Source organism: Sulfuriferula nivalis (assembly GCF_009937995.1).
In the GTDB taxonomy this organism is placed as follows: Bacteria; Pseudomonadota; Gammaproteobacteria; order Burkholderiales; family Sulfuriferulaceae; genus Sulfuriferula; species Sulfuriferula nivalis.
In genome coordinates, this window is record NZ_AP021881.1 from 3296389 (window position 1) to 3320107 (window position 23719).

Genomic DNA, 23719 nt, shown 5'->3' on the forward strand with positions numbered 1-23719 from the left:
TCGTTAAGGAGTATGTATGGTGTTCAAGCATCACACAGTATGGGCTGCAGTCAGTCTGGCATTTCCCGCGCTGGCTATAGCAGATGATGTTTATCAAATGCCTGAAGTTACGGTTACGGCACCAAGTGCCAATACTACATTGGCTGCATCTGAATTGAGTATAAATGATCTGGCTGCGTTGAAGCCAAGCACTAGCGATACAGCAAGCCTGTTGCGGGACATGGCTGGGGTGAGTTTGAATATGGGTGGTGGTGTTTCCAGCTTGCCTGCTATTCATGGCATGGCGGATGACAGGTTACGGGTGCAAGTTGATGGTATGGATTTGATCGCGGCTTGCCCGAATCATATGAATTCACCACTTTCTTACATAGACCCAACCAATGTCGGCGCTGTTAAGGTTTATACGGGGGTGACGCCAGTCAGCGTGGGTGGTGACAGTATAGGCGGAAGCATACAGGTCGCTTCAATAGATCCGCAATTTGCGACAGGTGCCGATAAACTGGTTACCGGGCAGGTGGGTACTTACTATCGTAGCAATGGTAATGCGCAGGGGGCTAATCTGTCGGCCACCATGGCAAGTGCTAGCGCAAGCATTGCCTATAATGGTTCAGTTGCAACATCTGATAACTATACTGCGGGTGGCGATTTTAAGAAGGCTGGACTGGCTGCAACAGGTAAGGAATATCTGGATGGCAGTACAGTTGGCTCTACCGCCTATAAATCAGAAAACCAGTCATTAAATCTGGCGTTGCGCGGTGAAAATAAGTTACTCGAATTGAAGCTGGGGTTTCAGCATATTCCATATGAAGGATACGCCAATCAGCGTATGGACATGACAGGGAATGACAGCACACAAATCAACTTACATTACAAAGAATTGTACCAATGGGGGGCGCTGGATGCTCGGGTATATCACGAGGCAACTCAGCATGAAATGAATTTCGGTGATGATAAACAGTACCAGTATGGCACTGCACCAGGCATGCCGATGAATACCGAGGGTAAGAATACGGGTGTTGCGATCAAGGCGGATATGGCGCTGACGTCAAAAGATACCCTCAAAATAGGTAGTGAATACCAGCAATACCGACTCAATGACTGGTGGCCGCCATCAGGTACGGGGATGATGATGTCACCTAATACCTTTGAAAATATCAATAACGGTCAACGTGATAAATTCAGCCTATTTGGCGAGTGGGAAAAACGCTGGACTCCTAAGTGGTTAAGCCAGTTCGGTATTCGTAGTGACAGTGTGTTTATGAATGCAGATGCGGTGCAGGGGTATAGCGCCATGTACGCCACTGATGCAGCTAATTTCAATGCTAGTGATCGTAGCCATGTAGATCACAATTTTGATTTAACAGCACTAACACGTTACACGCCAGATCAAATGGTGTCGTTTGAATTAGGCTATGCACAGAAAACACGTTCACCTAATCTGTATGAACGTTACACGTGGTCTTATAACTCCATGGCCATGATCATGAATAACTTTGCAGGTGACGGCAATGGTTATGTGGGCAACCCTTATCTTAAGCCCGAAGTTGCGCATACAATCAGCACTACTATGCGTTTGCATGATGCAAACAAGGTGCAATGGGGTCTGCAAATGACGCCATACTATACTTATGTGGAAGACTATATCGACGCGCAACGTACCGCCACCAGTTCCACAGCAAATAACGTATTTGTTAACTTGCAATATGTTAACCAAACTGCGCAGTTATTCGGTATGGACATATCGGGTCATGTCCTGATTGCAAAATCGCATGCGTATGGTGATTTCAACCTGACTGGCTTGTTGAATTACACGCGGGGTGAGAATCTGACTACGGGTGATAATTTGTACAACATCATGCCGTTGAATCTGAAACTGGCTTTGACACAAACCATGGGCAAATGGCGTAATACAATTGAAACTCAATTCGTAGCTGCAAAAACTGATATTTCTCAGGTTAGAAATGAAGTGAAAACTGGGGGTTATAGCCTGGTTAACTTGCGTAGCAGCTATGAATGGAAAAAGGTCAGATTGGATGTGGGGATAGACAATCTGTTTGATAAATCTTATGCCTTGCCGACGGGTGGTGCTTATGTTGGTCAAGGCCAGACCATGTCTATCAATGGCATACCTTGGGGTATTGCGATGCCTGGGATGGGACGATCGATATATACTGGGTTGAATTTCAAGTTCTGAGCTAATAGGACGATAAAAACGCTGCGTTATCGCAGCGTTTTTATTAAGGTACTTTCGTTTCAGCCACCCAAGTCTGCAATAGCGTGTAACTCACAGCCAGTACAGCAGGGCCAACAAAAATCCCTACCAGACCAAAACTCAGTAACCCGCCAATAACCCCCGCCAATATCAGCAGCATAGGCAAATCAGCTCCTTGTTTGATCAGATAGGGGCGCAGGAAATTGTCCAGACTGGCGACGATAATCATCCACACCAGTAAGAAAATTGCCCATGATGTATCGCCATGCCAATATAGCCAGATACTGGCGGGCAACAAAACTGGGATGACACCAATCTGTGCGATGCATAGCATGAACATCAGTGCAGTGAGGACTGCGGCGAATGGCACGCTGGTAATGGCAAGCCCGATACCACCGAGCAGCGCCTGCACTATGGCGGTCACGCCTACACCCAAGGCAACAGCGCGTATGGCCTGACTGGCAATATTAATAACCTCGGTGCCGCGATCACCTGCCAATTTGCGGGCAAATTGTTTAATACCAGCAGCAGCGGCTTCACCATATGCAAACATGACGGCGGCCAATGCAGTCATCAACAAGAAATGGGTAAATAACAGCCCCAGACTACCCGCTTCAGTCACCAGCCATTTTGCCACGGCTCCCGCATAAGGCGTTGCTTTGCTGGTAAACTCCTGCGTGCCCGTGGCAGCAATGTCCTGCCAGGTTTGCGCGGCTTGCGTGCCTATGTACGGGAGTTGTGCCAACCAGTCAGGAGGCGTGGTCGACATGTTGGACAAAGACTTGGCAGCATTGGTAATCAGGTCAGTATTTTGCATAATAGTCGTAATCGCTAAGATTAGCGGTATGACAAATATCATCACAACCAAACTCGTCATTACCAGCACAGCAAGACCGCGTTTATTATTCAGACGCGCCTGAACTTTGAGCATGAGTGGCCAGGTAGCAATCACTATCATCGTTGCCCATAAGGTCGCAGGCAGGAATGGGCGTAATATCCATAAACTCGCAGCAATGAGGCCGACGATAAACGCGATGGCGAAGATGGAGCGAGTGAGGTCGGAGTTCTGCATTGGAATATCAAATTAGGAAAATGATGCTTAATGTATATGATTTAAGGTGTTTTGGGTATGTCTGATTTTGCCGGCAAATTAATCGGCTGGCAGCGCCTGCACGGACGGCATGATTTGCCCTGGCAGAGCAGTCGCGAGCCTTATCGGGTGTGGCTGTCCGAAATCATGTTGCAGCAGACGCAGGTTGCGACGGTCATTCCCTATTACTTACGTTTTGTTGCGCGATTTCCCGATTTGGCGAGTCTGGCAGCGGCCACGCAGGATGAGGTGTTAGCACACTGGAGCGGTCTGGGCTATTACTCACGTGCTCGCAATTTGCATGCGGCGGCGCAGAAAGTAGTGGCTGACTTTGGCGGTGAATTTCCAAAAAATATCGATGATATTGTCAGTCTGCCAGGGATAGGTCGTTCAACCGCAGCTGCGATTGCGGCGTTTTGCTTCGGCGCACGTGCGGCGATACTCGATGGTAACGTCAAACGTGTGCTGACACGGCAATTTGGTATCGTCGGTTATCCGGGCGAAAAAGCGGTAGAGATGCGTTTATGGACGTTAGCCGAGTCATTATTGCCGAGTGGCAACGTTGATCATTACACTCAGTCTCTCATGGATATGGGCGCGACGCTCTGTACGCGTGGCCGCCCCCGTTGCGAGGCGTGCCCTGTGGCGAACAGTTGTGTTGCGCTGGCTACGCAACAAGTTGCGACATTACCTACGCCGAAACCGAAAAAGGCCATCCCCCACAAAACTACGCGCTTCATTATTCTGCATCATGCCGGGCGAATATGGCTACAGCAACGCCCGCCGACGGGTATCTGGGGTGGGCTGTGGAGCTTCCCGGAACTGGATATGGCGGCTGACGTGCTGACTACATGCCGCGATGAATGGCAATTGCAAACCACAGCAGTGCATGAGTTGCCTGCTTTTAAGCATGTATTCACCCATTTTAGTCTTATGATCACGCCGCACTGGGTCGATGTGGTAAGTCTGCCGCTGACAATACAGGAAAATACCGGGCGCTGGTTGAGTGTTGCAGATGCAATGCGGGCAGCAATTCCTGCGCCTGTACGTAGTGTATTAACGCAAATTGATCAGTTAAACGCGTAAACTATAACCATTCCATCCCGTGTGAAAATGATGATAGATACGCACTGCCATCTTGATGCGACTGAGTTCGATGCCGACCGTGCAGAGGTTGTGGCGCGGGCGTTGGCATTGGGAGTGGAGCAGATTATTGTGCCGGCGGTGAGTGCGCGTAATTTCGCTCTAGTGCAGGCAACCTGTGTCACCTATCCGCAATGTCAGCCTGCGCTGGGTCTGCATCCGATTTTCGCCATGCAGCATCAGCCCGAAGAATTGAACGTTTTGCGCTTGGCCGTAGCAGCAGAACGTCCAGTGGCGATAGGTGAGATCGGGCTGGATTTGTTTGTGCATGACGTCGACATGACGCAGCAGATTTATTATTTTACTGAACAGTTAAAAATTGCCAGTGAGTTTGACTTGCCCGTGTTGCTGCATACTCGCCATGCCAATGATGAAATCATGAAACAGTTACGCCGATTTAATATTCGTCGCGGTATCGCTCATGCGTTTAATGGCAGTGTGCAACAAGCCGAGGTATTTATTAAACAGGGTTTCAAACTCGGATTTGGCGGCGCGATGACTTATACTCGAGCGACTAATCTGCGCAAATTGGCAGCGGAATTGCCATTGGAAAGTATCGTGCTGGAGACCGATGCACCTGATATGTCGCCAGCCTGGGCGCATGGGCAGCGCAATAGCCCTGAATATCTTCCGCAAATTGCACAAGTGCTGGCGGATTTGCGGGGTGTTTCATTGGCGACGATATTAACGACAACCACGAACAATGCACATGCTGTTTTAAAAGAGGAAAATGTATGACAGATTTAGCCGAACGCCCACGTACGCTGGCGCCGCCGCCACTGGTTTATGCTGCCGGATTAGGTATGAGTTGGTGGCTGGAGCGTGTAGTGCCGTTGGGATTTACACCAAGTGGATTGCTGTTGCAAGGCGGCTGGGTAGCGCTGGCGATTAGTTTTGCGCTGATGTTGTGGGCGGCATTGACCATCTGGCGGCATCACACCACGGTGAATCCATATAAGGGCGTGTCGAGTTTAGTGACTAGTGGACCTTTTTCGTTTTCCCGTAACCCGATTTATCTGGCGGATGTGATTGCGTATCTTGCGGTGATGGTACTGATGGGAACGATATGGCCGTTGTTTTTTGCACCACTGGTGTGGGTAGTGATGCGTTATGCGGTGATTGCGCATGAAGAGGCGCATTTGACAGCTAAGTTTGGTGATGTTTATACGGAATATTGTCAGCGCGTACGGCGCTGGATATAGAAATCAGGGTGGCGCGATGCCACCCTGGTGTTACATTACTTCATGTTTTCAGGGCCTTTGGCTTTCAGGCATGCACTCATGAATTTTTTACGTTCGTCGCCTTTTTTCCCAGTTGCTGCTTTGTTGCAGGTGGTCATGGCGTTTTGGGGTGTGCCAGCCGCTGCAGCTTCAGGTGCTGCGGCAGGTGCAGCTGCTTCAGGTTTGTTAGACAGGCATGATTTCATAAAGGCTTTGCGCTCATCGCCCTTCAGGCTTTTGGCAGCAGCATCTTTATTGCAAGTACCCATTTTTTCTTGTTGTGCAGTTTTAGCCATCGCACCGAAAGAAGTGGCGGATAATACAGCGGACATGATTAATGCAGCGAGAACTTTATTCATAAAACCTCCAGTGGATTAATTAACATGCTGAGCTTGTCAGCATGGTCAGTATAACGGATAGAAATCGGGTTTTGTTGACCAGGTTTAGCCGCTACAGAAAGGAACGAGTATGGAATTGGAAAATACACAAATCATTAAAGATACACAAGACTGGCTGGAAAAAGCAGTCATCGGTTTAAATCTCTGCCCGTTTGCCAAGGCAGTACATGTTAAACAGCAGATTCGCTATGTGGTCAGTACGGCGAAAACTGAAGCGGCATTGCTGGATGATTTGCTGCAAGAGCTGGATTTTCTGATGGCGGCGGATCCTGAGGTGGTGGATACCACCCTGCTTATTCATCCGTGGGTGCTCACAGATTTTCTGGATTACAATGATTTTCTCGATGTGGCTGATGGGGCGGCGGCAGAGCCTGAATTTAACGATGCCCTGCAAATCGCAAGCTTTCATCCGCAATATCAATTTGCCGATACAGAGCTTGATGACATTGCCAATTTTACCAACCGTTCGCCTTATCCCATGCTGCATCTGTTACGCGAAGACAGTATAGATCGTGCAGTCGCGGCATTCCCTGAGGCTGATGCTATCTATGAGAAAAATATGCAAACCCTGCGTGAATTAGGGCTTGCCGGATGGAAAAAGTTAATGGCTACCTAAGATAAAATCCACTCGATTATCAGGCAGTTTCTTTTGTTCTTCAGATTCTGTTTTGGCTGTGGTAATGAAAATACGGGTGGCATCGATGGCGCCTGATTTCAGCAGATATTCTTTTGCCGCTTGCGCACGTTTGATGGTGAGGTCACGTAAATCATCTGCGCTGATTTTAATGTTGGCGAGCATCAGTTTTTCCATTTGTGCAGGTGGAATATCCTTGTCTATCAGACCCATGATTTTGGGTTTGTCAGGTATCTTGTCGGCTTTGTAGGCGGCTTTCAGATAAGTTGTATACTCATTGCTGGCTATCTTGATATCGTCTGCTGAGGTGATGGATACGCCATCTTTGACCAGTTGTTTGAGTTTTTGTACTTTCAGTAAGCGTTCAAATGCCAGTTGGCGCAGCCCATTGCTATCTGTTTCAGTATCCACTCTGCCCGCGATATCGAGTTTCAGGCTAGGACGATCCGCTAGTGCTTTACTGAGGTGGTCGAGCTTGGTTATGCCCGCTTCATTGATAATTGCACTGCCAGCAGGGAAGTCCAGAAAACTGAGTTGCGCACTATCGCCACCTAACAAGCCACCAATTAATGCAAAAGGTGAGGTGACCGCTTTGACCAGCAGATTAACGATGACTTTAATGATGAGGCCGCCTATGCTGAACTGCGGGTCATCTAGCGAGCCAGAGATAGGCAGGTTAATGTCGATGTTGCCATTTCTGTCCTTGAGTAGCGCTAAAGCGAGGGTGACAGGTAGCTTGGTCGCAGTGGGGCTGTCTATCTTGTCGCCCAGTGTCAGTTGATTGAGATAGAGGTGATTCTCTGCAGACAGTTTTCTATCATTAATCTGGTATTTGACTTCAAACCCCAGCTTGCCTTTTTGTATACCATAACCTGCATATTTCGCTGAGTAAGGCGTGAGTGGCGACAACTCAAAATCGCTGAGTTTGGCGAGCAAGTTCAGATATAAGTTACCTGACAGCGGATTCACCTGACCGCTGATGTCCAATTGCCCTTGATTATCCACTTTGCCGTTAATGAGTATGTCGGCCTTGCTGCTGGCTAGCGATGAAAGTCCAGTTACGCCACCATTCAGATCGGTGAGGTTGGCGGAGTAATTAGGTTTGATATAGTGATCGGTAAAGTTGACATGCCCTTTGTTTAACGCGATTTTGTTAATGCTGACCACAGCTGGCTGCTTTGCAGGTTGTGGCGCTGGCACGGCTGCTGCCGGTGCAACCGAAGTTGTTGTCGGTGTGGCGCTGGTTTTGACGATATTCTGTACGTTTAACTTACCATCTGGATTGATAATAAGACGAGAATACAAGCCTGCCAGGCTAATGGTATTAATGCTTAAGCGCTGGGGCTGACTGGCGAAATTGATATGTTGCAATGCCAGGTTATCCCATTTGAGAAAATCGGCAGAATCCTGATTATCAACGCTGGCAAAGCTGGTGATGTTGGCATTGCCTGTGTAATTGATGGTGGTGGGTTGTTTGTCATGGGTGGCAAGTTGCAATTTGCCTTTTGCAGATACATCGCCATCGGTGACGGTAACGTTGAGCTGATCGGCAAAGTAGGGCTGTATCGGTACGATGTCAATGCCGCGAGCGGTGAGGTTGAGCGTGCCGCTGAATGGCGTCGGGGTGATTAAGCCGTTGACTACCAGCTTACCCGTACGATTAATATTGAGTTGTAAATCAAGTTTGGTTTTGTTGTTCGCCACCGTGCTGAAGTCACTGGCACTCAGTTTGATGTTGCTGGTTTTAACGGTAACGGGGCTGGCAGCGCTTGCATCGGTAAAATTAACTGCATAATTACTCAGGGCGAATTGACTAACTGCAACAGTCCAGTCGGGTGACGTTGTTGATGCGTGGGCATGAGTTGGATGGTCAGGCGTGAGCTGGGTAAAATTGATGACGCCGCCGCGGTTGCGTTTGACCTCAATCAAGCCATCTTCGGTGCTGATTTCGCCCAAGGTGACACTGTGCTTTGCCAGATCCAGCTCGCCTTGCTTAACAGCTAAATGTGCGATTTTGAGCAGGTTGTTGCTGTGTTGCTGAAATTGCAGTTGGCTAATATCACCATTGAGCTGACTCAGACGCAATTGTGGCGTGTTGTCGGTCAGGCTGAACTGATAGTGGCTGGCGAGATTTGCCGTGCCGGCTGGGTTAAACAAAATCAGTTTGTTGTAGTACGGCGCGTAGTGTTCCAGCGCTATGTCGGTGAGCTGTAAATCACCTTCAGCTGCCAGTGGATTGAGTGTGAGCTTGGTGGTGTTGCTAAGGGTCGCATGATAGTCAGTGGTCAGGCTGGCAAGGATGTTCATCGGGTGATTCGCTGCAGTCGAAAACTGCTTCAGGTGGATGTCGATGTCATTCAGGCGGGTGTGAAATACGGGGCTGGGAACTTCGTCATTGAAATTGACGCTGCCATGGGTCAAGTTAACATCAGCTATTTCCAATAGTACTGGATTTGATTTGGCAGCTGGCGCAGATTTTTCAGCGGGGCTGGATGGCAGCAGTTGGCTGAAATTGAGTTGCCCATGTGTGTTGCGAGTGAGATTGATGTCGGGTGAGTCGATGTTGAGTTGGCTGAGTTTAAAGTGCATGCCAAACAGATCGGCATTATCCAGCTTTACACTGAGTTGCTTGATTGCCAGCAGACTGTTGTTTGCCTGCGCCATCTGTATTTGGCTCAGGCTGGCCGTGCCACTTAAATTCAGGGTGGGCTGATGCTGGGTATTTTCAGCAAAATTAATGACGAGGTTGGTGTCCAGGTGTGCGCTGGATACGCTGAAATTAAGTTTTGCTGGTACGTATCCCATGTATTTGGCAATGTCTACATCAGTTAGCTTGAGGTCAATCATGCTTTGATGTGATGTTGCAAATGGCTGGCTGCGTCCGGTGAGCTTAATCGCGGCGCCATTAATTTTGGCCATAAGCAATGGCGTAACATAACTTTCCGACTGATACGGTAAATTGGAAATAAAGGGGATGTTCAGGTTCAGGTCGCTGACTACTTGTTGAGTATGTACAGGCTGATCATCAAAGTTTATGAGACCCTGAGTGACCTGTATGTTGTTAAGCGAAAATAAAGTTTTACTGTCTGATGGCTTGAGTATGTCGTCGATGATGTCGGTAATATTGTAAGTATTCGCAGTTAGGCGGGTAATGTGTAACTCGGGTTGAGTCAGTTGCAGTGCTTCAACGACTGGTGCACCAGCGAAAATGGAGCGAGCCTGTACATTGACGTAAAGCTCTTTGAATTTGAGTAAAGGCGATTTGCCGTCCCGATCCAGCATGTTGAATTGTTTAATGCGGGCGGAAAGGACGATAGGGTTAATGCTGATGCTGTCTATGCTGACTGGGCGGTGGTATTTATCCGTGATCAGTTTTTCCAGCAGCGGCTTGGCCGCATAGGGCATGATGAAAAAACCTGTCGCCCAGAATATCAGGGTGGCAATGACTAAACGGCGTGACCATTTGATGGAGCTCGGTGAGGTGATGAATGCAGGTAGGTTCATAGGTCACGCTCCATAATGACTGCGGCTAATTTGTCGTATTGTTTGACTGAGGTGAATAAAGGTTGCATGGCCAGGTATTGGGATGACGCTCAATGACTGGCTGTCACTAAACCATGCAGAAATATAATGTCGTTTCACCTATGGCTTCAAAACAGCCCAGACCGATAAATCCCTAGCGCACTGGTCGCCATGAAGCCTAATTGTTGCGTCAATAACCCGTAATGCTTTGATCGTGCCGCAAATGCGATCATCGCAAAATTGGCGATCAGGAAAGCAAACCAACCATAAGCCGATACACGCGTGTTTGTCGCAAGCAAAAACGCACCCAGTAGCCCGAAGATAGAGCCTATCCATTCTATTGTTTTCATGAAGCCTCGTTTTCTGCTGAACAAAAGTCAGATCATCACCCAATAGTGGCTTGTCATGTTTAGCAACATTTTAGCAAAGACCAAGCTCACAATGGATTATGGCCATATAAAATGCCACGGTCAATTTGATACATATCTGAAACCTATTGTAACCAGACCATGGTCAACGGCTATTAGCCCCTATCGTTATTTGCAATGTAGCACGTAACTACTTAACCAAAAACCGATATGGAGATTGTCATGCTAAACCGCACAAGCAAAGCCGTTCTGATTACTGTACTTACTGGATTTATTGCTGCAACAGCAACTAGCGCAATGGCTGAATCGAAGTTCGAAAAAACGCACCCACGACGTGATCAAGTCAATGATCGTGTACACAATCAGGATAAGCGCATTAACAAGGAAGTCAAAGAAGGTGACATGAGCAAACGTGAAGCTAACAAGCTACATAAAGATGATCACCAGATTCGTCAAGAAGAGCGTGATATGGCACACCAGGGCGGCGGTCACATCACCAAGCAAGAGCAAAAAACGCTAAATCAACAGGAAAATGGCGTCAGTAAACAAATAGGTCAGTAACTATTCGACATCAGCTACCCCTACTTTTTTCAAAGTGGGGGTAGCATCGAGCAAGCCAGCGGCCTGCTGTTGTTGGTTTTAGGTAAAAGCGCCTTCCTTTCTTGCTTAAGCAAGTTTGCCTTGGCAAAGAAGATGGGCTTCATTTGTGCGTTTTTCATTTGGCTTATACGGCATCCTGTCAGGAGGATTTTTTTGAAGAAGATAGTTATTGTTACTGCCGCCACTTTGTTGGGTGGTTGCGTCGGCGAAGCGCCACCCAGAGTGGTATATGTGCAACCAGCGCCATATGGATACATGCAAGCCCAGCCTATGCGAATTTATCAACCCCCAGCACCTCAGCCCGTTGTGAGTATTTATGTCGAACCGCCACTTTACCAGCCTCCACCGATCAGAGTGGCCTGGGCTCCACCACCAATGCTGGTTGATGCACCACCCCCTATGCCTTATTATGGTGCGGTTTGGACGGGTGGCTATTGGGTATGGGAAGGCAACTGGGTTTGGGCGCATGGTCGATGGAGTTCACCACCACGCCCTGGCTATGGCTGGGTGAATCCTTACTACGAAAATCGTGGCGGGGCGGTCGTATTTATCAATGGATTCTGGGCAGCGCCTGGCGTTCCATTTGTCGCACCTCCTTTAGGTATCAATATTGCCATGGGCGAGGTCGCAGTCGGCGTTACCGCCGGCCCCCGTCCAATGGGTCCTGAAGGCGTGTTTGTGCCTCCACCACCAGGGTCGCGCTTCGGCTTGATTGTGCCAGCACCGATTGGTACGTCTCCCTCCGTGGTGACGAGTGCCCCACCAGTAATCAGGGGAGGTATGCATATTAACGTCAATAATAACGTGACTAACATACACAACGTGACCAATGTAACAAACATCACCAACGTGACGATCATCGCACCTGCAGGTGCGACGGCCAATGGACAGGCAGTCAACGCGTCGGTTCCTGCACAAGCGCATTTAGCCGCTGCAATGCCCTCAGTGATTAAAGCCGTGGCGCCAGCGCCAGCATCAGCAAAACCTGTGCCCGCTTATACGCCAGAGCGACCGCTAGCCAACTTGCCGCCAGCTCAAGTGGTGCATACCGAGGCACAACCAGCTTTGATGCATCCAGAAAACCAATCGCGCCCACCAACTATGCAACCCGTTCATGAGATGCCCGTAGATCGATATCAGACTAACCAGAATCAGGCAAAATCAGGCATGACTCAGCCTGAAATACAAACGAATACAGAGCCTCATGTAGTGCAAAAGCCTATTATGCAACCAGATCGACGGCCAGTAGTAGCTCAGCATCAGGTTAATCAGAATCAAGCGGAAGTGAATGGGACGAGACATGATGAGACAAAGCAACCATTGAAAGCCGGCACACCTAAACAACAAAAACCTGAGAAAGTTTTGCAGGAGAAAGGTGACGGGGAAAAGCTTGATGAGCACAGAAGATCATCTGAAATCCGCGAAGATCATAACCAGAGGCAAATCTCAGATTAAAAAACGACAGCTGGGTACGTTGAAATGTCGTTTCTAGCAGCCTGTCGGACTTAAAGGAAGACGGCTGTTAAATCGCATCCAATATTTGCCATCAATCAGCACGTAAACCTGCCATCAGTTTTTTAGTAAACCCATATTTGGCTTGGCTTTTTAATCTGTATCACTGATGTTTAAAACAAGGAAGCTGAAAAAATTAGGACGCTGTTTGACACACGTCCACTTTAATTCTCTATCAAAGCCGTGCGAGCGAGCGTATCGATCAGGGTGGTGCGTTTGACATTAAAATTTCTGCAGGCAGCCGCTTTGGACATCCCACCGCGTAATGCAGCCATGATGGCAGCCAGTTTTTCTGTATCAATAGCGACAGGACGTCCACCGACACGTCCACGTCGTTTGGCTGCTGCCAAACCTGCCACCACCCGTTCTTGTGTCATGGCCCGCTCATATTGGGCAAGCGCACCAAATATCTGGAACAGCATTTCACCGGATGCCGTGGTGGTGTCCATTCCTTCGGTGAGAGAACGAAAAGCGACCTGTTTGCTTTTCAGTGAATTCACAATCGAGAGTAAGTGCGGCAAAGACCGGCCTAAACGATCCAGCTTCCAAACAATAAGCACGTCACCTGTTTTAACAAATTCCAGCGCACGTGCTAAACCAGGACGATCTTCCTTTGCACCCGACGCATGGTCTTCAAATAAATGTCGATGATCAACGCCAGCGCAAAGTAACGCATCACGCTGCAAGTCTGTGGATTGTCGATCTGACTCTGAAGAAACCCGCATGTAGCCGATAAGCATGTCGCAAAACCCATATTGTATTGTTTCCGTATGATACACCAATCCGACATGGTTTTTCGTACTATTTTATGGGCGTTTTTACTGGTTTTTTGAGTGCACGGCTTACCCTGTCGTAAAACAAATGTTTTGCGACATAAAAACAGACAATCTTACGGTGACAAAGTTTTCGGGGGCTCTTCTTCCTGGGGTCGCTGTAGCAAACGGAAATTATCGTACGCCAAGCAAAAAAACACATTAATCTATGAATGATTTTTTTCGCTCAATCACAAACGTACTATATGGTGGCCGTGCGTATGCGTAATCCAATGGGTTGATGCGGATAAAAAACCATTAACGTACGATTTTTCCGTTTTATACATCTACCCCTTGTTGATTTTAGGTGAAAGCACCTTCCTTTCTTGCTTAAGGAAGCTTCACACTGAGGATCGTAACATCGCGCTGAAGCACCATCTGCGCCTGCCTCTTGCTGGCATGTGATTTATAAATTACAATTACGAATGGTTGAGATAAAACAAACAGAGACTTTCCGACGATGGCGAACACATCTCAAAGATGAGCGTGCTCGTGCTCTGATTGCATCCCGTTTGGACCGCCTTAGCTTCGGTCATGCAGGGGATGTAGCACCTGTGGGACAAGGGATTAGCGAATTACGTATTCATTATGGTCCTGGATACCGCGTCTATTTCCACAAACGAGGTGACAAAATCATCGTCTTGCTGTGTGGTGGAGATAAGAGCACACAGGCAAAAGATATTAAGACTGCAAAATGTTTAGCTGCTGAATGGAGTGAATGACATGGCTGAAAAACTTACCACCTATGATCCCGCTGAAGATTTATCTTCTGATGAAGCGATGGCGACCTTTATGGCTGAAGCCTTCGAGACAAACGATGCCAGTTACATCGCGCACTCAATTGGTGTGGTTGCACGTGCAAAGGGTATGGCCGAGATTGCTGGCAAAACAGGTCTTTCTCGAGAGCAACTTTATCGCTCTTTTAGCAACAATGGCAACCCAACTCTGAAAACCACCCTTGCTGTGATGAAGTCTCTTGGTCTCGATCTGACGGCTAAGATCCATCAAATTTGATGGCTTTCGACAATTCCACCCTCAATATTTTTATTTCGTTTAATCCATTGCTACACAAATCTTTTAACTTACCCAGCTAAAGACAGTTAGAAATAGGTATTTACACAATCTAATTTACAGCTTCCTGCCTAGCGTTGTTGAATAAATAAAATGAGGTTAAAACTTTCCCTAGTTTTGTCCTCATTTCAAATTTTTACAGGCACTGGCATACCGAGTTGAGGAAAGCTTCACGTTGAAATGCCAGATTTACCGCTTAATTGCCAAATAATCGATTTGTTCAAAAACGCCTCCAAATGCCTATAATGAATTTAATTGATGACAATCCATCCAGTTTACCGCCAACCCAAGTTTCTCGATGATTGCTGGTACAGCGACTTTGGCTTTTGGGTGAATATCATGGAACAATATAACCCCATGACGCTTGATTAGCATAAGTGTCGTAATGCGATTAATTATGTCATTAACATCGACATGGTTATTCCAGTCTTGAGAATCAATATTCCATAAAGCAACATGTAAAGATTGGGATTGAAAGAAGTCGCCACTGTCAGCCTTCCGCTGTCCATACGGAGGGCGAAATAAAGGAAGTGCAGAATTTTTTTGTAAATTCGCATTCACTAGCGCTTTGGTTTTCTTAATAGAGTCTTGCCACTGATCCCATTTAGCGTGAGATTGGTGCTCCCATCCATGTAAACCGACGCATTGCGAGCCATACAGTTCAGTCATCGCTAATGAGCTCGTATTATTCAACCGTGCCTGGAAGTTTTCACCTAGTACAAAAAAAGTTGCACTTTTATTTTGCGCAGCCAGCATCTTCAATGTTTGGTCGGTCGTCCCTTGTGCATTGGTTGGGCCGTCATCAAATGTCAGAAAAAATTGACGATCTTGAACCATGTCGCCATTCCACTCGTTATTGTTGAATAGGTCAATTTCACTACTTACTTTTGGAAAAAGAGCTGCTAGACGTAATTGCTCAGCAATATAGGAGTGAGAAAAAGTATTTATATTAATTGCCCATGACTTGAGATCGTTAGGGATTTTTTGTACCGCACTAGTCGCAGCCTTTAGAAGCGCATCAGATGACGTATCTTCCACGCAAGTCCAATCACTGGAGATGCAGTTTTTAGCACCAAATTGGTAGTTATGCCAAGATTGCTTATATTCTTTTGCTAGCCACTTATCTACAGAGCCACGATTGATGCTTTTTATTTTAAATGATTCAAGCATGTCTTTATCTGACATTTTCTGCATATCTTGCAAAGCTAATAGATATACCAATATTGAAGCTCTCGAAGCTAGGTTAAACCCATTCACGGTATTGATTGGTTCATTCCACAGGCTTTGATCAGCCTTTGCGACAACAGATGGCCCAACATCAGACGCAAAGACGGTTGATGTATGTGTTAAACAAAGACAGAGTGCCGCTGCTAATGAAAGCGGTGACAGCCTGCGCTTGACTGAGCGCAGGCTCAACATTATTGAGCTCCTTTTTGTTGCATGCGTTGAATAGACTTATCATACACAGGGTTTGCTTTCTCGTTTTTTGCTAAACGATATTCGCGCAATGCGTCGATCCACTGGTTAGCCGCCTCATAAATTTTCCCATTATTATAATGAGCGCTTGCTCTTACAGTGGCAGCAGTTGAGCCGCTTGCTAACGCAATAGCTTTGCGGTTAGCCCATAATGCCTCGGCCACGCGTCCTGCTTTTTGAAATGCTAAGCCTAGATTACTATAAGCCTGCCCATAATTCCTGTCCTGATCAATGGCGCTTTGATATAAGCGAATGGATTCGTCGAGATTGCCTGCATGATAAGCATCTTCACCTTGTCTATTCAATGACTTTGCACTATCTAGGTCGCTAGCGCTATATGTCACTGGGGATATAGTTGCTTGGTTAGTGCTGCTCTCTAAATTTGGACCGTTTGTTCCACCCATTGTATTGATGTCCTGGATCTCACCTGATTCTGTTATCGCGAAGACTGTCCATAAATTTCCTATTGTATGAGTTGGAACGTAATAAGTCCTGATTAATGTCTGACCAACATAAACAAATACTTTTGCACCGCTGTTTGATAAGTCATGCGTGGTCGTGTCGGCATAATTGCTGAAGCTATGCACGGCGTACACATACCTCTCCCCATCGTGCTTACGCATAATTGTCGTAGTTTCTGGTCCGTAACCATCTGTATCATCCACATCCAGTAGCGCATCTGTACCATTTTTGTTCTGGAAGAAAATGTGGTTGTTTTTGAACAGTAGGTGGGAGTCTAAGTCTGGAGGAGTCGCTCCCCAGTTTAAAACAATGCGCATACCATCTAAATTGGTCATTACTGGACTAATGGCATAAGTCATCCCTGCGCATGGGCATTTCACCACCAAATTCGAGTAGCCAGCTTTCTTTACAATGAGTAATGCCGATGGGTCGTCTGCGAATGATGGGCTAAGATTAACTAACCCCTGTGAATTTGTGGTGCCAGTGGCTGATTGTTCTCCATTCTTCTGAAGAATAGCAGTTGCACCATTTATTCTTTGATCCTTAATTGTTGCGCTTAATATCTGAACATTAATATTCGCTGCTTGTGATTGTGCAACCATACCGAATGTGGTTGCGATTAGAAATGGTACGGCTTTTAAAAAGTTAATTTTTTTGCTATCCATTAAGCTGGTCTCCGATTTTTTATTGAAATGCATAATGCGTGCGAAAGTTTGTTAGAAATAGACAGTTCATCGGCAATCACCCCCAGTTTGTGAAGTTCCACCACCTTTTGCTAAGGCAAACTTGCTTAAACAAGAAAAAGAGGCTGAGACCGCATACAATTCTGTGTAAGCGCCATTCTTAAATATACCCTTTCAGGCGATATTCAAAAGCAATCATAAACTGAGTCATGAAAATACACCAGTTTTGTATGGACATCGTTCTTTTTTAGCGGCTGCCTGTATTGTTCAGCTGCATGTGATTAGGTTACCCTGGTAATCTCGATGAAGTATTGTCTTGACTGTGGAGTCCACTTTAAACAGTCGGTTGCCATGCATCCCATGCCCTTTCATGAACTCGTAGCTAATCCACAACCAAAAGGTCCGCAACAAGAGTCCGTCGCACCATCTAAACCTCGCAGCAAAGCGCCTTCTTCCCTCGATATTGCCGTGCCAACTCATCCGTGGCGATCATAGTTACCGTATTAAGCTAGATACCCCACTTTATTAAACGAGATTTTTATACCGAAAATGGTTGCTTCATGCCTATAAATTGTTGTTTTGGTAAGTTTCGATAAAACGAAGGTTTAATCGAACTCCTTAACTGAGCTACCTGTTCCGTTGCTTCCCAGACCCCAAACCCTAACGTTTGAATTCACCAGCGGTGCGCGGCTTCATCGCGCAGCGTCCGGTGGAATGATGGGTTGGACGGCAATGGCGCCATTCGTAGCCACCAGCTCATAGTGCTCCACCGTTGGAAACGGTTCATAGAAATGATGCAGTAGCTGTTTCCATTCTTGGTATTGCTGCGACTGACGAAAACCAATGGTGTGATCCTCCAGTCTTTGCCACTGCACCAGCAAGAGGTACTTCTCTTGTGATTCCAGGCAACGCTGCAACTGATGCGAAGCGTAACCGGGCATGGACGAGATAATGTCTTGTGCTTGGGAGAAGGCTTGCTCGAAGGCAACGCCCTCTCCAGCACGCACATTTAGTATTGCAACCTCAAGGATCATCGCTGTTTCCACTTTGACGCCCAACGTTAATTGGGCGTCATCACTGGGCCAGACCATCGACACACACGAGGCGGGCAGAGCTGCATTCGTCACGCACCGCTTTGAGCCCTTGGTACACGGGACCGTTGTAGAAGGACTCCCATGCTTGAACAGACGGGAACTCGATCAGCACGATACGGCGTGGAGACCAATCACCTTCATGGACCTTGTGCGGACCGCCGCGGGCGAGGTAGCGGGCACCTGCGGACTCAATCGCAGGCTTGACCTCGCGGATGAAATCTTGGTACCGCTCAGGATTGTGGATATCGACGTCGAAGATGACAAAGGCAGACATGGAGCCTCCGATGGTTAGTTGATGTGATCAGGATGAACGTGACGCCTAACGAGGCTGTAGAAAAACTACAAAAAAACATTTTGACAGCGAAATGGATGGGCAGCGAAACCATTCCTGACGTCGCGATCGTCGATCATGGTGCATTCTGTGAAGCCAATTTTCTTTGGTAGGTAATCGAAATATTTTCATTTAGGTTTTTCTACAGCCGCGCACCATGTGACCCAGCCCTTCAGGTTCCAGCAGGCTCATGTGGATGGTCGAAACTATTATCGCCATTCCTTGATTAGTACAGATGAGCCACACCAATCCTGATCCCTGATTTCTCATTTCAATACAGTCAGCGCGGCATCGTAGTTCGGCTCCTGTTTGATTTCTGGAACCAGCTCGGCATGCATCACCCTGTTGTTTTCATCCAGCACGATCAGCGCCCGTGCGCAAACACCAGCGAGGGGTCCAGTGTCGATATTCACGCCATAGTTGACCTTGAAATCCTGGCCACGCATGGTGGAGAGTGTGTATACATTCGGTGCTTCGGCACCACAAAAACGGCTTTGTGCGAAGGGCAGGTCGGCGGAAATGACGATGACCGCTATGCTTTCATTTGCCGCGGCGTTGAGCTTCTTTGTCGAAACCGCACACAGAGGCGTATCGAGAGATGGGACAATGTTGAGGATTTTCTTTTTTCCGGCAAAATCAGACAGTGAAACATCGGCGAGATCCTTGTTCACCAGCTTGAAATCCGGTGCCAGTTCGCCGATCTCTGGAAAGGTGCCGGTGACTTCTATGGGCTTGCCGCCCAAGGTAATGGTTGTCATGCTGTATTTCTCCTACTGACTGATTGAAAGGGTAACTTCAGCGTGCGGCACTGTAGTTAGAATATTATAAACACTATGTCTTACATTTTTGTTACGAAAATTGGCTCTATGCGCGCACTCAAGTTCGAAGTGCAAAGAACCGCTGGTTGTTTAGTATAAGACATTTCCACACCAACAAAGCATACCCCATCTTTGCTTCTGAATCCAAGCATTTTTCGAGGCGACATAACCTACTCTGTCCTATAAAATATATTTTTTATCCTATGTCTTTGTCAGCATGTTCGTAACCAACTTATACCAAAATACAACCCAACCACTCGCTGACCTAGATGCATTGGCAACGGCCTTACGTACCGGCCTGCAAACCGACCGCCTGCTGCGCCTGCACACCCCACTGGACGCGCATTATGGGGTCGTCTCAGAATTCGGAAATTATCGTACGTTAAGCTGCTGGCATGGTCTCGTCTCTCGTAAACGACCATTTTCGAGAAGCTTGCGTGAGAATGTGGGCCGCGCCAGTGCTGACCTTGTTTGCCCCATTCTCGATAACCGCTCTCGTATCGAACGGCCATGAATCCTGAGTTTCGAGAACAGCCTGAACGTCACTGCCAGGGTAATCCCCCCATTAATAACCGCAGTTAAAAGTAGAGGTTAAGCGGCCATAGCGAGTTTGTGTTTAGGCGGGATACCGCCAATCGCCGTGTTTGGTCGTTCGTTATTGTAAGTCCATAACCAAGCTGTCGCAAAGTTTTGCACTTCCTCGACGGTATCGAACAAGTAATGCGCCAACCAGTCATAGCGCACTGTGCGGTTATAGCGCTCGATATAAGCATTCTGCTGGGGGTTGCCTGGCTGAATGAAGTCAAGTTTGATACCCCGCTGTTCAGCCCATTCCTTAGTCATATTGCTGATGTACTCAGGGCCGTTGTCACATCGAATCACCTTGGGTACGCCACGCCATTCGATGATTTGTTCCAGTGACCGAATCACACGTTCTGACGGCAGCGAGAAATCCACATCAATACACAAACCTTCACGATTAAAGTCATCAATGACGTTGAATAGCCTGATACAGCGGCCATCCGCTAACTGGTCGTGCATGAAGTCCATTGACCAGACTTCGTTGATTTGTGTTGGTACGGCAAGCGCCTCTGGTTTCTCCCGTACCAGACGACGTCTGGGTTTGATGCGTAGGTTCAATTCCAGCTCGCGATATATTCTGTAAACCCGCTTGTGGTTCCAACGAAACTGTTTGGTATTACGCAGGTAAAAATAACACAAGCCAAACCCCCAGTTGCGTTGGTTGGTGGTCAAACGTATCAGCCAGTCGGCGATGAGGGCATTCTCTGACGACAGCTTAGCCTGATAGCGATAGCAGGTTTCGCTGATATTAAAGGCAGCGCAGGCAGTACTGATGCTGATTTGCCTAGTTTGCACTACCAACACAGCCATCTCGCGGCGCAGAGATGGCTTCACCACTTTTTTGCAAGCGCCTCTGAAACGATTTCGGCTTTGAGGCGTTCTTCAGCATACATCTTTTTAAGCCGACGGTTCTCGTCTTCCAGCTCTTTGAGCCTGGCCATCATGGAGGCATCCATGCCGCCAAATTTGGCGCGCCATTTGTAAAATGTCGCTGAACTCATGCCGTGCTCTCGGCATAGTGTAGGCACTGGCGTGCCTGCCTCCGCCAGCTTCAATATCTGCATAATCTGGTTGTCACTAAATCGGGTAGTCTTCATGTAAAAAATCCTCAAATCCTAATTAAGAAAATTCTACTTTTAAATGCACTTATTTGCTGGGGGGATTACCCCAGCGATAGCCGCCACGAGCCAAGCCACGCCGCTGTTGGATAAAACATTCCTTAGCGTACTTTAAATTCCCTTTTCTGAGTCGACCCCTATCTGACCACATTGTTTTCTGCTTGCTTGTTTTTCCAGCTTTTGTTACAAACCGTTAATTGTCTTCATCACCCCGATAGATCGCATACGTTGAGTTAGCTTCAGCCCCTCAGAAATCTGGGCATCAGTCATATTTGCAGAATCCTCATCGCGAAGCTTCGCTGCATTCTTGTAGTTCCCTATTGCGGCAAGATTAAACAAGGCATAAGCTATAACACTATCTTGCGCCACGCCGTGGCCGAGGGCATACAATACCCCAAGATCATATTGCGCTCGCGCATATCCCTGATCAGCTGCTTTTCGCCACCACGCAGCCGCTTGGCCGAAAGACTGCGGTACGCCTTCACCTAGAAAATACTGCCCACCTAGATTGGTTTGCGCGTCCATATCTCCCTGATCGGCCGCTTTTCGCCACCACGCTGCCGCTTGGCAGGCATCATACGGTACGTCTCCACTTATAAAATACTGCACACCCAGATGGTCTTGCGCTCGCGCATATCCCTGATTAGCCGCTTTTTGCAACCACTCAGCCGCTTGATCTAACTGGGTACGGTTCTCATACAGCAACGCCAATTCAAACTGCGCTTTAGAATCTCCTTGTTGAGCGTCCAAGCGAAGCCTTGTCAATGCGTTCACGTCACCTCGAGCTGCCGATGCTTCTAACGCATCGGCTTGTTCGGTTCTTAAGCCATCGGCATTAGCCATAATGGGTGGAATAGAAAGAACAAGAACGGTAGCAAATAAAGATGTACGTAATAGGTGATGTTTGAACATTTTTAAGCTCCAAAGAGGAAATCCTATGCAACTTTAGTGACGTTTGTTTAAACTCACCCAGTTAGAGTTATAGTCATTATTAAGCAACGACTTGTACTTTTCCGCCTCGATCAATGCTTGCTTAAAATCCATAACTATCGGTGCTGGCACTTCATCCTTTTCACGCCAGGTTTCATCTGTAGAGCCTTTCTCCTTCTCCCAATACACCAAAACGCCATTAACCCACCCCATAGTTTCCTGCGAAGATTCGTCCGTTTTATCATTCTCAAATAGGCGTCGTGTAGCGAATAACTCACCATCTTGGTAGTAATAATAAACTTTTGCAGATTGATCGGTTGAATATGAAAAAGATGAAATAAGTGTATCTGCGTTTGGCTCAAGCTCATTATTTGGATCAAAACCAAAATCAGCATCTGGATGGGAATTTTCGCAAACAACCTCTATCAATAAAAAACGTGATGGATACTGATAATAAGTAGCGTTGCATCTATTAAAGTGAAATTTGCTTTGAAAAAAAACGGGAGCAACCAATGTTTTCATTACAATTTTATTTTCAATCGAATGAGGTAGCTCGTCACGATCACTCAATATTTCTTCATAATCATTCAAAAGGTTCCAAACCCAATAGAACTTGTCTGTAAATTGACAACCAAAATCTGAACACCCCCTCTTACCAAGTATCAAAGAAGAAAAATCAACATCCGAGCCTTGGTAAAAATGGTCAAATGCAATGGCTTTAGAGTGTATCTTGGCAAAAACGGCTGTCAAACATGGATGCGCTCCAAGATAGTTATCTTCAATATTGGGATATGATGCTGTTGCGAAAGTAACTGTACTTTTTCCAGTTTCAAGAAGTTCCGGTCTTCCAAAACGAAATGAACCGTTTATCTCGTTTGATTTCATTACAATCGTACTTAAATAATAACTAGAAAAAATCCCGAGGAGCTTATTTTTAACGCGAATAGTTAATTCAGAACCATTCCACTTTAAATCTTTATCCGAAACAAATTCTGTTTTGAGATCGCCGTAACGAGTGCAGATTTCCCCACTGACAAAAGGACCTACAGGTCCACCATCGTGAGCCCCATTCGGCGTGCAATCATTGTGTGAATTAATGATTGGAATTACTTTGATGGGCTCGTAAATAAGGTTTATTTTTAAATTTTTTGGATGCAGTGTCGGCGGGTTGGTAGAGTAGAAATGTAAAGTAATAATTGAATGTTTACTATCATCTATCAGATTGGCATCAACTTCATTGGCAGAAGCTTCAGTCAAAATAATCAAAGAAGAAAAAAATAGCATGATGAATAAAGACTTTTTTGATTTTTTTTCCATGTCGGTTTAAAGTCCAAGTGCAATAGCCTCAAATTTCCCAGCCCAGTAAGCCTTAAAGTCAAAAGCGCCTACAGGGAGGAACAGTTCTGCTGGGCATTTCCAGCCCAATGATTTTCTGGGTCTGGTGTTGAGTTTCCAAGCGATGTCATCAAGCTGGGCTTGTGTGTATAGGGATAGGCTGTCCCTTTAGGCAGATACTGCCGCAGCAAGCCATTAGTGTTTTCGTTACGCCCACGCTCCCATGGGCTGTGTGGGTGAGCAAAGTATACAACAATGCCAGTCTGCTCAGTTAGTTTGGCATGGCGTTGTTGAATAAATCGATTATT

General features: G+C 46.9%; 23 protein-coding genes and 1 pseudogene. 10 read left to right on the forward strand and 14 right to left on the reverse strand.

Annotated features, from left to right (window positions below; genetic code table 11):
- Positions 1–16 precede the first annotated feature (16 nt).
- Positions 17–2194 carry a TonB-dependent receptor gene (locus SFSGTM_RS16265; RefSeq protein ID WP_162086073.1) on the forward strand — a complete coding sequence of 726 codons (2178 nt, stop codon included), beginning with the start codon at positions 17–19 and terminating at the stop codon, positions 2192–2194.
- A 43-nt stretch (positions 2195–2237) separates the two neighbouring features.
- Here SFSGTM_RS16265 and ydiK read toward each other — a convergent pair whose 3' ends face one another.
- Positions 2238–3284 carry an AI-2E family transporter YdiK gene (ydiK, locus tag SFSGTM_RS16270; protein WP_162086074.1) on the reverse strand — a complete coding sequence of 349 codons (1047 nt, stop codon included), beginning with the start codon at positions 3282–3284 and terminating at the stop codon, positions 2238–2240.
- Between the two features lie 57 nt (positions 3285–3341).
- Between ydiK and mutY the strand changes: the two genes are divergently transcribed.
- The 3 genes from mutY to SFSGTM_RS16285 are packed head-to-tail and all read left to right on the forward strand — an operon-like array spanning position 3342 to position 5647.
- A complete protein-coding gene (mutY, locus tag SFSGTM_RS16275; RefSeq protein WP_162086075.1) occupies positions 3342–4388 on the forward strand; it encodes an A/G-specific adenine glycosylase in 1047 nt (348 codons plus the stop codon).
- A 27-nt stretch (positions 4389–4415) separates the two neighbouring features.
- Positions 4416–5183: a TatD family hydrolase gene (locus SFSGTM_RS16280; RefSeq protein WP_162086076.1), complete on the forward strand. Its 768-nt coding sequence runs from the start codon at positions 4416–4418 to the stop codon at positions 5181–5183.
- The gene (locus tag SFSGTM_RS16285) at positions 5180–5647 is read left to right on the forward strand and encodes a methyltransferase family protein (protein WP_162086077.1); all 468 of its coding nucleotides are present in this window, start codon (positions 5180–5182) and stop codon (positions 5645–5647) included. Before SFSGTM_RS16280 ends, SFSGTM_RS16285 begins: the two co-directional genes overlap by 4 nt.
- A gap of 35 nt (positions 5648–5682) precedes the next feature.
- Here SFSGTM_RS16285 and SFSGTM_RS16290 read toward each other — a convergent pair whose 3' ends face one another.
- Positions 5683–6024, reverse strand: a complete 342-nt coding sequence (locus SFSGTM_RS16290) for a PsiF family protein (RefSeq protein WP_162086078.1) — start codon at positions 6022–6024, stop codon at positions 5683–5685.
- 115 nt (positions 6025–6139) lie between these two features.
- On the opposite strand from SFSGTM_RS16290, the gene SFSGTM_RS16295 reads away from it, so the two are divergent.
- Positions 6140–6679 (forward strand): DUF1415 domain-containing protein, encoded by a 540-nt coding sequence (locus tag SFSGTM_RS16295; RefSeq protein WP_198420674.1) that lies wholly within the window; start codon positions 6140–6142, stop codon positions 6677–6679.
- Here the strand turns inward: SFSGTM_RS16295 and SFSGTM_RS16300 are convergent.
- Positions 6665–10201: a DUF748 domain-containing protein gene (locus tag SFSGTM_RS16300; protein ID WP_162086080.1), complete on the reverse strand. Its 3537-nt coding sequence runs from the start codon at positions 10199–10201 to the stop codon at positions 6665–6667. The genes SFSGTM_RS16295 and SFSGTM_RS16300 overlap by 15 nt on opposite strands.
- A gap of 146 nt (positions 10202–10347) precedes the next feature.
- Positions 10348–10569, reverse strand: coding sequence for a nicotinamide mononucleotide transporter (locus tag SFSGTM_RS16305; protein WP_162086081.1), 222 nt, complete (start codon positions 10567–10569; stop codon positions 10348–10350).
- A 240-nt stretch (positions 10570–10809) separates the two neighbouring features.
- On the opposite strand from SFSGTM_RS16305, the gene SFSGTM_RS16310 reads away from it, so the two are divergent.
- Together SFSGTM_RS16310 and SFSGTM_RS16315 are read left to right on the forward strand one after the other, a co-directional pair.
- Positions 10810–11148, forward strand: a complete 339-nt coding sequence (locus SFSGTM_RS16310; RefSeq protein WP_162086082.1) for a hypothetical protein — start codon at positions 10810–10812, stop codon at positions 11146–11148.
- Between the two features lie 192 nt (positions 11149–11340).
- Positions 11341–12642, forward strand: a complete 1302-nt coding sequence (locus SFSGTM_RS16315) for a polyadenylate binding domain-containing protein (RefSeq protein ID WP_162086083.1) — start codon at positions 11341–11343, stop codon at positions 12640–12642.
- A 221-nt stretch (positions 12643–12863) separates the two neighbouring features.
- On the opposite strand, the gene SFSGTM_RS16320 is transcribed toward SFSGTM_RS16315, so the two are convergent.
- A complete protein-coding gene (locus tag SFSGTM_RS16320) occupies positions 12864–13439 on the reverse strand; it encodes a recombinase family protein (protein ID WP_162086084.1) in 576 nt (191 codons plus the stop codon).
- Positions 13440–13936: 497 nt separating this feature from the next.
- Between SFSGTM_RS16320 and SFSGTM_RS16325 the strand changes: the two genes are divergently transcribed.
- Both SFSGTM_RS16325 and SFSGTM_RS16330 read left to right on the forward strand, forming a co-directional pair.
- A complete protein-coding gene (locus SFSGTM_RS16325) occupies positions 13937–14233 on the forward strand; it encodes a type II toxin-antitoxin system RelE/ParE family toxin (RefSeq protein ID WP_162086389.1) in 297 nt (98 codons plus the stop codon).
- A gap of 1 nt (position 14234) precedes the next feature.
- Entirely contained in the window at positions 14235–14525 is a 291-nt protein-coding gene (locus tag SFSGTM_RS16330; protein WP_162086085.1) for an addiction module antidote protein, read from the forward strand.
- Positions 14526–14822: 297 nt separating this feature from the next.
- Here SFSGTM_RS16330 and SFSGTM_RS16335 read toward each other — a convergent pair whose 3' ends face one another.
- From SFSGTM_RS16335 to SFSGTM_RS16350, 4 genes are all read right to left on the reverse strand, one after another.
- Positions 14823–16001: a polysaccharide deacetylase family protein gene (locus SFSGTM_RS16335; protein WP_162086086.1), complete on the reverse strand. Its 1179-nt coding sequence runs from the start codon at positions 15999–16001 to the stop codon at positions 14823–14825.
- A complete protein-coding gene (locus SFSGTM_RS16340; protein ID WP_162086087.1) occupies positions 16001–17185 on the reverse strand; it encodes a tetratricopeptide repeat protein in 1185 nt (394 codons plus the stop codon). The genes SFSGTM_RS16335 and SFSGTM_RS16340 overlap by 1 nt, the downstream gene beginning before the upstream one ends.
- Positions 17186–17895: 710 nt before the next feature.
- Positions 17896–18249: an antibiotic biosynthesis monooxygenase family protein gene (locus SFSGTM_RS16345; RefSeq protein WP_232526003.1), complete on the reverse strand. Its 354-nt coding sequence runs from the start codon at positions 18247–18249 to the stop codon at positions 17896–17898.
- Positions 18250–18277: 28 nt separating this feature from the next.
- Positions 18278–18571: a DUF1330 domain-containing protein gene (locus SFSGTM_RS16350; RefSeq protein ID WP_162086088.1), complete on the reverse strand. Its 294-nt coding sequence runs from the start codon at positions 18569–18571 to the stop codon at positions 18278–18280.
- 32 nt (positions 18572–18603) lie between these two features.
- Between SFSGTM_RS16350 and SFSGTM_RS16355 the strand changes: the two genes are divergently transcribed.
- On the forward strand, positions 18604–18741 hold the full coding sequence (locus SFSGTM_RS16355) for a hypothetical protein (protein WP_162085929.1): 138 nt from the start codon (positions 18604–18606) through the stop codon (positions 18739–18741).
- A gap of 153 nt (positions 18742–18894) precedes the next feature.
- Here the strand turns inward: SFSGTM_RS16355 and tpx are convergent, their stop codons facing one another.
- From tpx to SFSGTM_RS17160, 5 genes and pseudogenes are all read right to left on the reverse strand, one after another.
- The gene (tpx, locus tag SFSGTM_RS16360) at positions 18895–19386 is read right to left on the reverse strand and encodes a thiol peroxidase (protein ID WP_162085930.1); all 492 of its coding nucleotides are present in this window, start codon (positions 19384–19386) and stop codon (positions 18895–18897) included.
- 651 nt (positions 19387–20037) lie between these two features.
- A protein-coding gene (locus SFSGTM_RS16365) for an IS3 family transposase (protein ID WP_162083368.1) occupies positions 20038–21125 on the reverse strand; the annotation gives its coding sequence in 2 pieces (ribosomal slippage) (positions 20038–20873 and positions 20873–21125; 1089 coding nt in all).
- Between the two features lie 204 nt (positions 21126–21329).
- Positions 21330–22058 (reverse strand): tetratricopeptide repeat protein, encoded by a 729-nt coding sequence (locus tag SFSGTM_RS16370; protein ID WP_162086089.1) that lies wholly within the window; start codon positions 22056–22058, stop codon positions 21330–21332.
- Between the two features lie 33 nt (positions 22059–22091).
- Positions 22092–23393, reverse strand: coding sequence for a hypothetical protein (locus SFSGTM_RS16375; RefSeq protein ID WP_162086090.1), 1302 nt, complete (start codon positions 23391–23393; stop codon positions 22092–22094).
- Positions 23394–23399: 6 nt separating this feature from the next.
- Positions 23400–23695, reverse strand: a pseudogene (locus SFSGTM_RS17160) (IS30 family transposase); the annotation flags it as partial.
- Positions 23696–23719: the final 24 nt, after the last annotated feature.

What these genes read in the sequence shown, in the direction of transcription:
- SFSGTM_RS16265 (WP_162086073.1), top strand. Translation starts at nt 17, where the DNA reads ATGGTGTTCAAGCATCACACAGTATGGGCTGCAGTCAGTCTGGCATTT.
- ydiK (WP_162086074.1), bottom strand. Translation starts at nt 3,284, where the DNA reads ATGCAGAACTCCGACCTCACTCGCTCCATCTTCGCCATCGCGTTTATC.
- mutY (WP_162086075.1), top strand. Translation starts at nt 3,342, where the DNA reads ATGTCTGATTTTGCCGGCAAATTAATCGGCTGGCAGCGCCTGCACGGA.
- SFSGTM_RS16280 (WP_162086076.1), top strand. Translation starts at nt 4,416, where the DNA reads ATGATGATAGATACGCACTGCCATCTTGATGCGACTGAGTTCGATGCC.
- SFSGTM_RS16285 (WP_162086077.1), top strand. Translation starts at nt 5,180, where the DNA reads ATGACAGATTTAGCCGAACGCCCACGTACGCTGGCGCCGCCGCCACTG.
- SFSGTM_RS16290 (WP_162086078.1), bottom strand. Translation starts at nt 6,024, where the DNA reads ATGAATAAAGTTCTCGCTGCATTAATCATGTCCGCTGTATTATCCGCC.
- SFSGTM_RS16300 (WP_162086080.1), bottom strand. Translation starts at nt 10,201, where the DNA reads ATGAACCTACCTGCATTCATCACCTCACCGAGCTCCATCAAATGGTCA.
- SFSGTM_RS16305 (WP_162086081.1), bottom strand. Translation starts at nt 10,569, where the DNA reads ATGAAAACAATAGAATGGATAGGCTCTATCTTCGGGCTACTGGGTGCG.
- SFSGTM_RS16310 (WP_162086082.1), top strand. Translation starts at nt 10,810, where the DNA reads ATGCTAAACCGCACAAGCAAAGCCGTTCTGATTACTGTACTTACTGGA.
- SFSGTM_RS16320 (WP_162086084.1), bottom strand. Translation starts at nt 13,439, where the DNA reads ATGCTTATCGGCTACATGCGGGTTTCTTCAGAGTCAGATCGACAATCC.
- SFSGTM_RS16325 (WP_162086389.1), top strand. Translation starts at nt 13,937, where the DNA reads ATGGTTGAGATAAAACAAACAGAGACTTTCCGACGATGGCGAACACAT.
- SFSGTM_RS16330 (WP_162086085.1), top strand. Translation starts at nt 14,235, where the DNA reads ATGGCTGAAAAACTTACCACCTATGATCCCGCTGAAGATTTATCTTCT.
- SFSGTM_RS16335 (WP_162086086.1), bottom strand. Translation starts at nt 16,001, where the DNA reads ATGTTGAGCCTGCGCTCAGTCAAGCGCAGGCTGTCACCGCTTTCATTA.
- SFSGTM_RS16340 (WP_162086087.1), bottom strand. Translation starts at nt 17,185, where the DNA reads ATGGATAGCAAAAAAATTAACTTTTTAAAAGCCGTACCATTTCTAATC.
- SFSGTM_RS16350 (WP_162086088.1), bottom strand. Translation starts at nt 18,571, where the DNA reads ATGTCTGCCTTTGTCATCTTCGACGTCGATATCCACAATCCTGAGCGG.
- SFSGTM_RS16355 (WP_162085929.1), top strand. Translation starts at nt 18,604, where the DNA reads ATGAACGTGACGCCTAACGAGGCTGTAGAAAAACTACAAAAAAACATT.
- tpx (WP_162085930.1), bottom strand. Translation starts at nt 19,386, where the DNA reads ATGACAACCATTACCTTGGGCGGCAAGCCCATAGAAGTCACCGGCACC.
- SFSGTM_RS16370 (WP_162086089.1), bottom strand. Translation starts at nt 22,058, where the DNA reads ATGTTCAAACATCACCTATTACGTACATCTTTATTTGCTACCGTTCTT.
- SFSGTM_RS16375 (WP_162086090.1), bottom strand. Translation starts at nt 23,393, where the DNA reads ATGGAAAAAAAATCAAAAAAGTCTTTATTCATCATGCTATTTTTTTCT.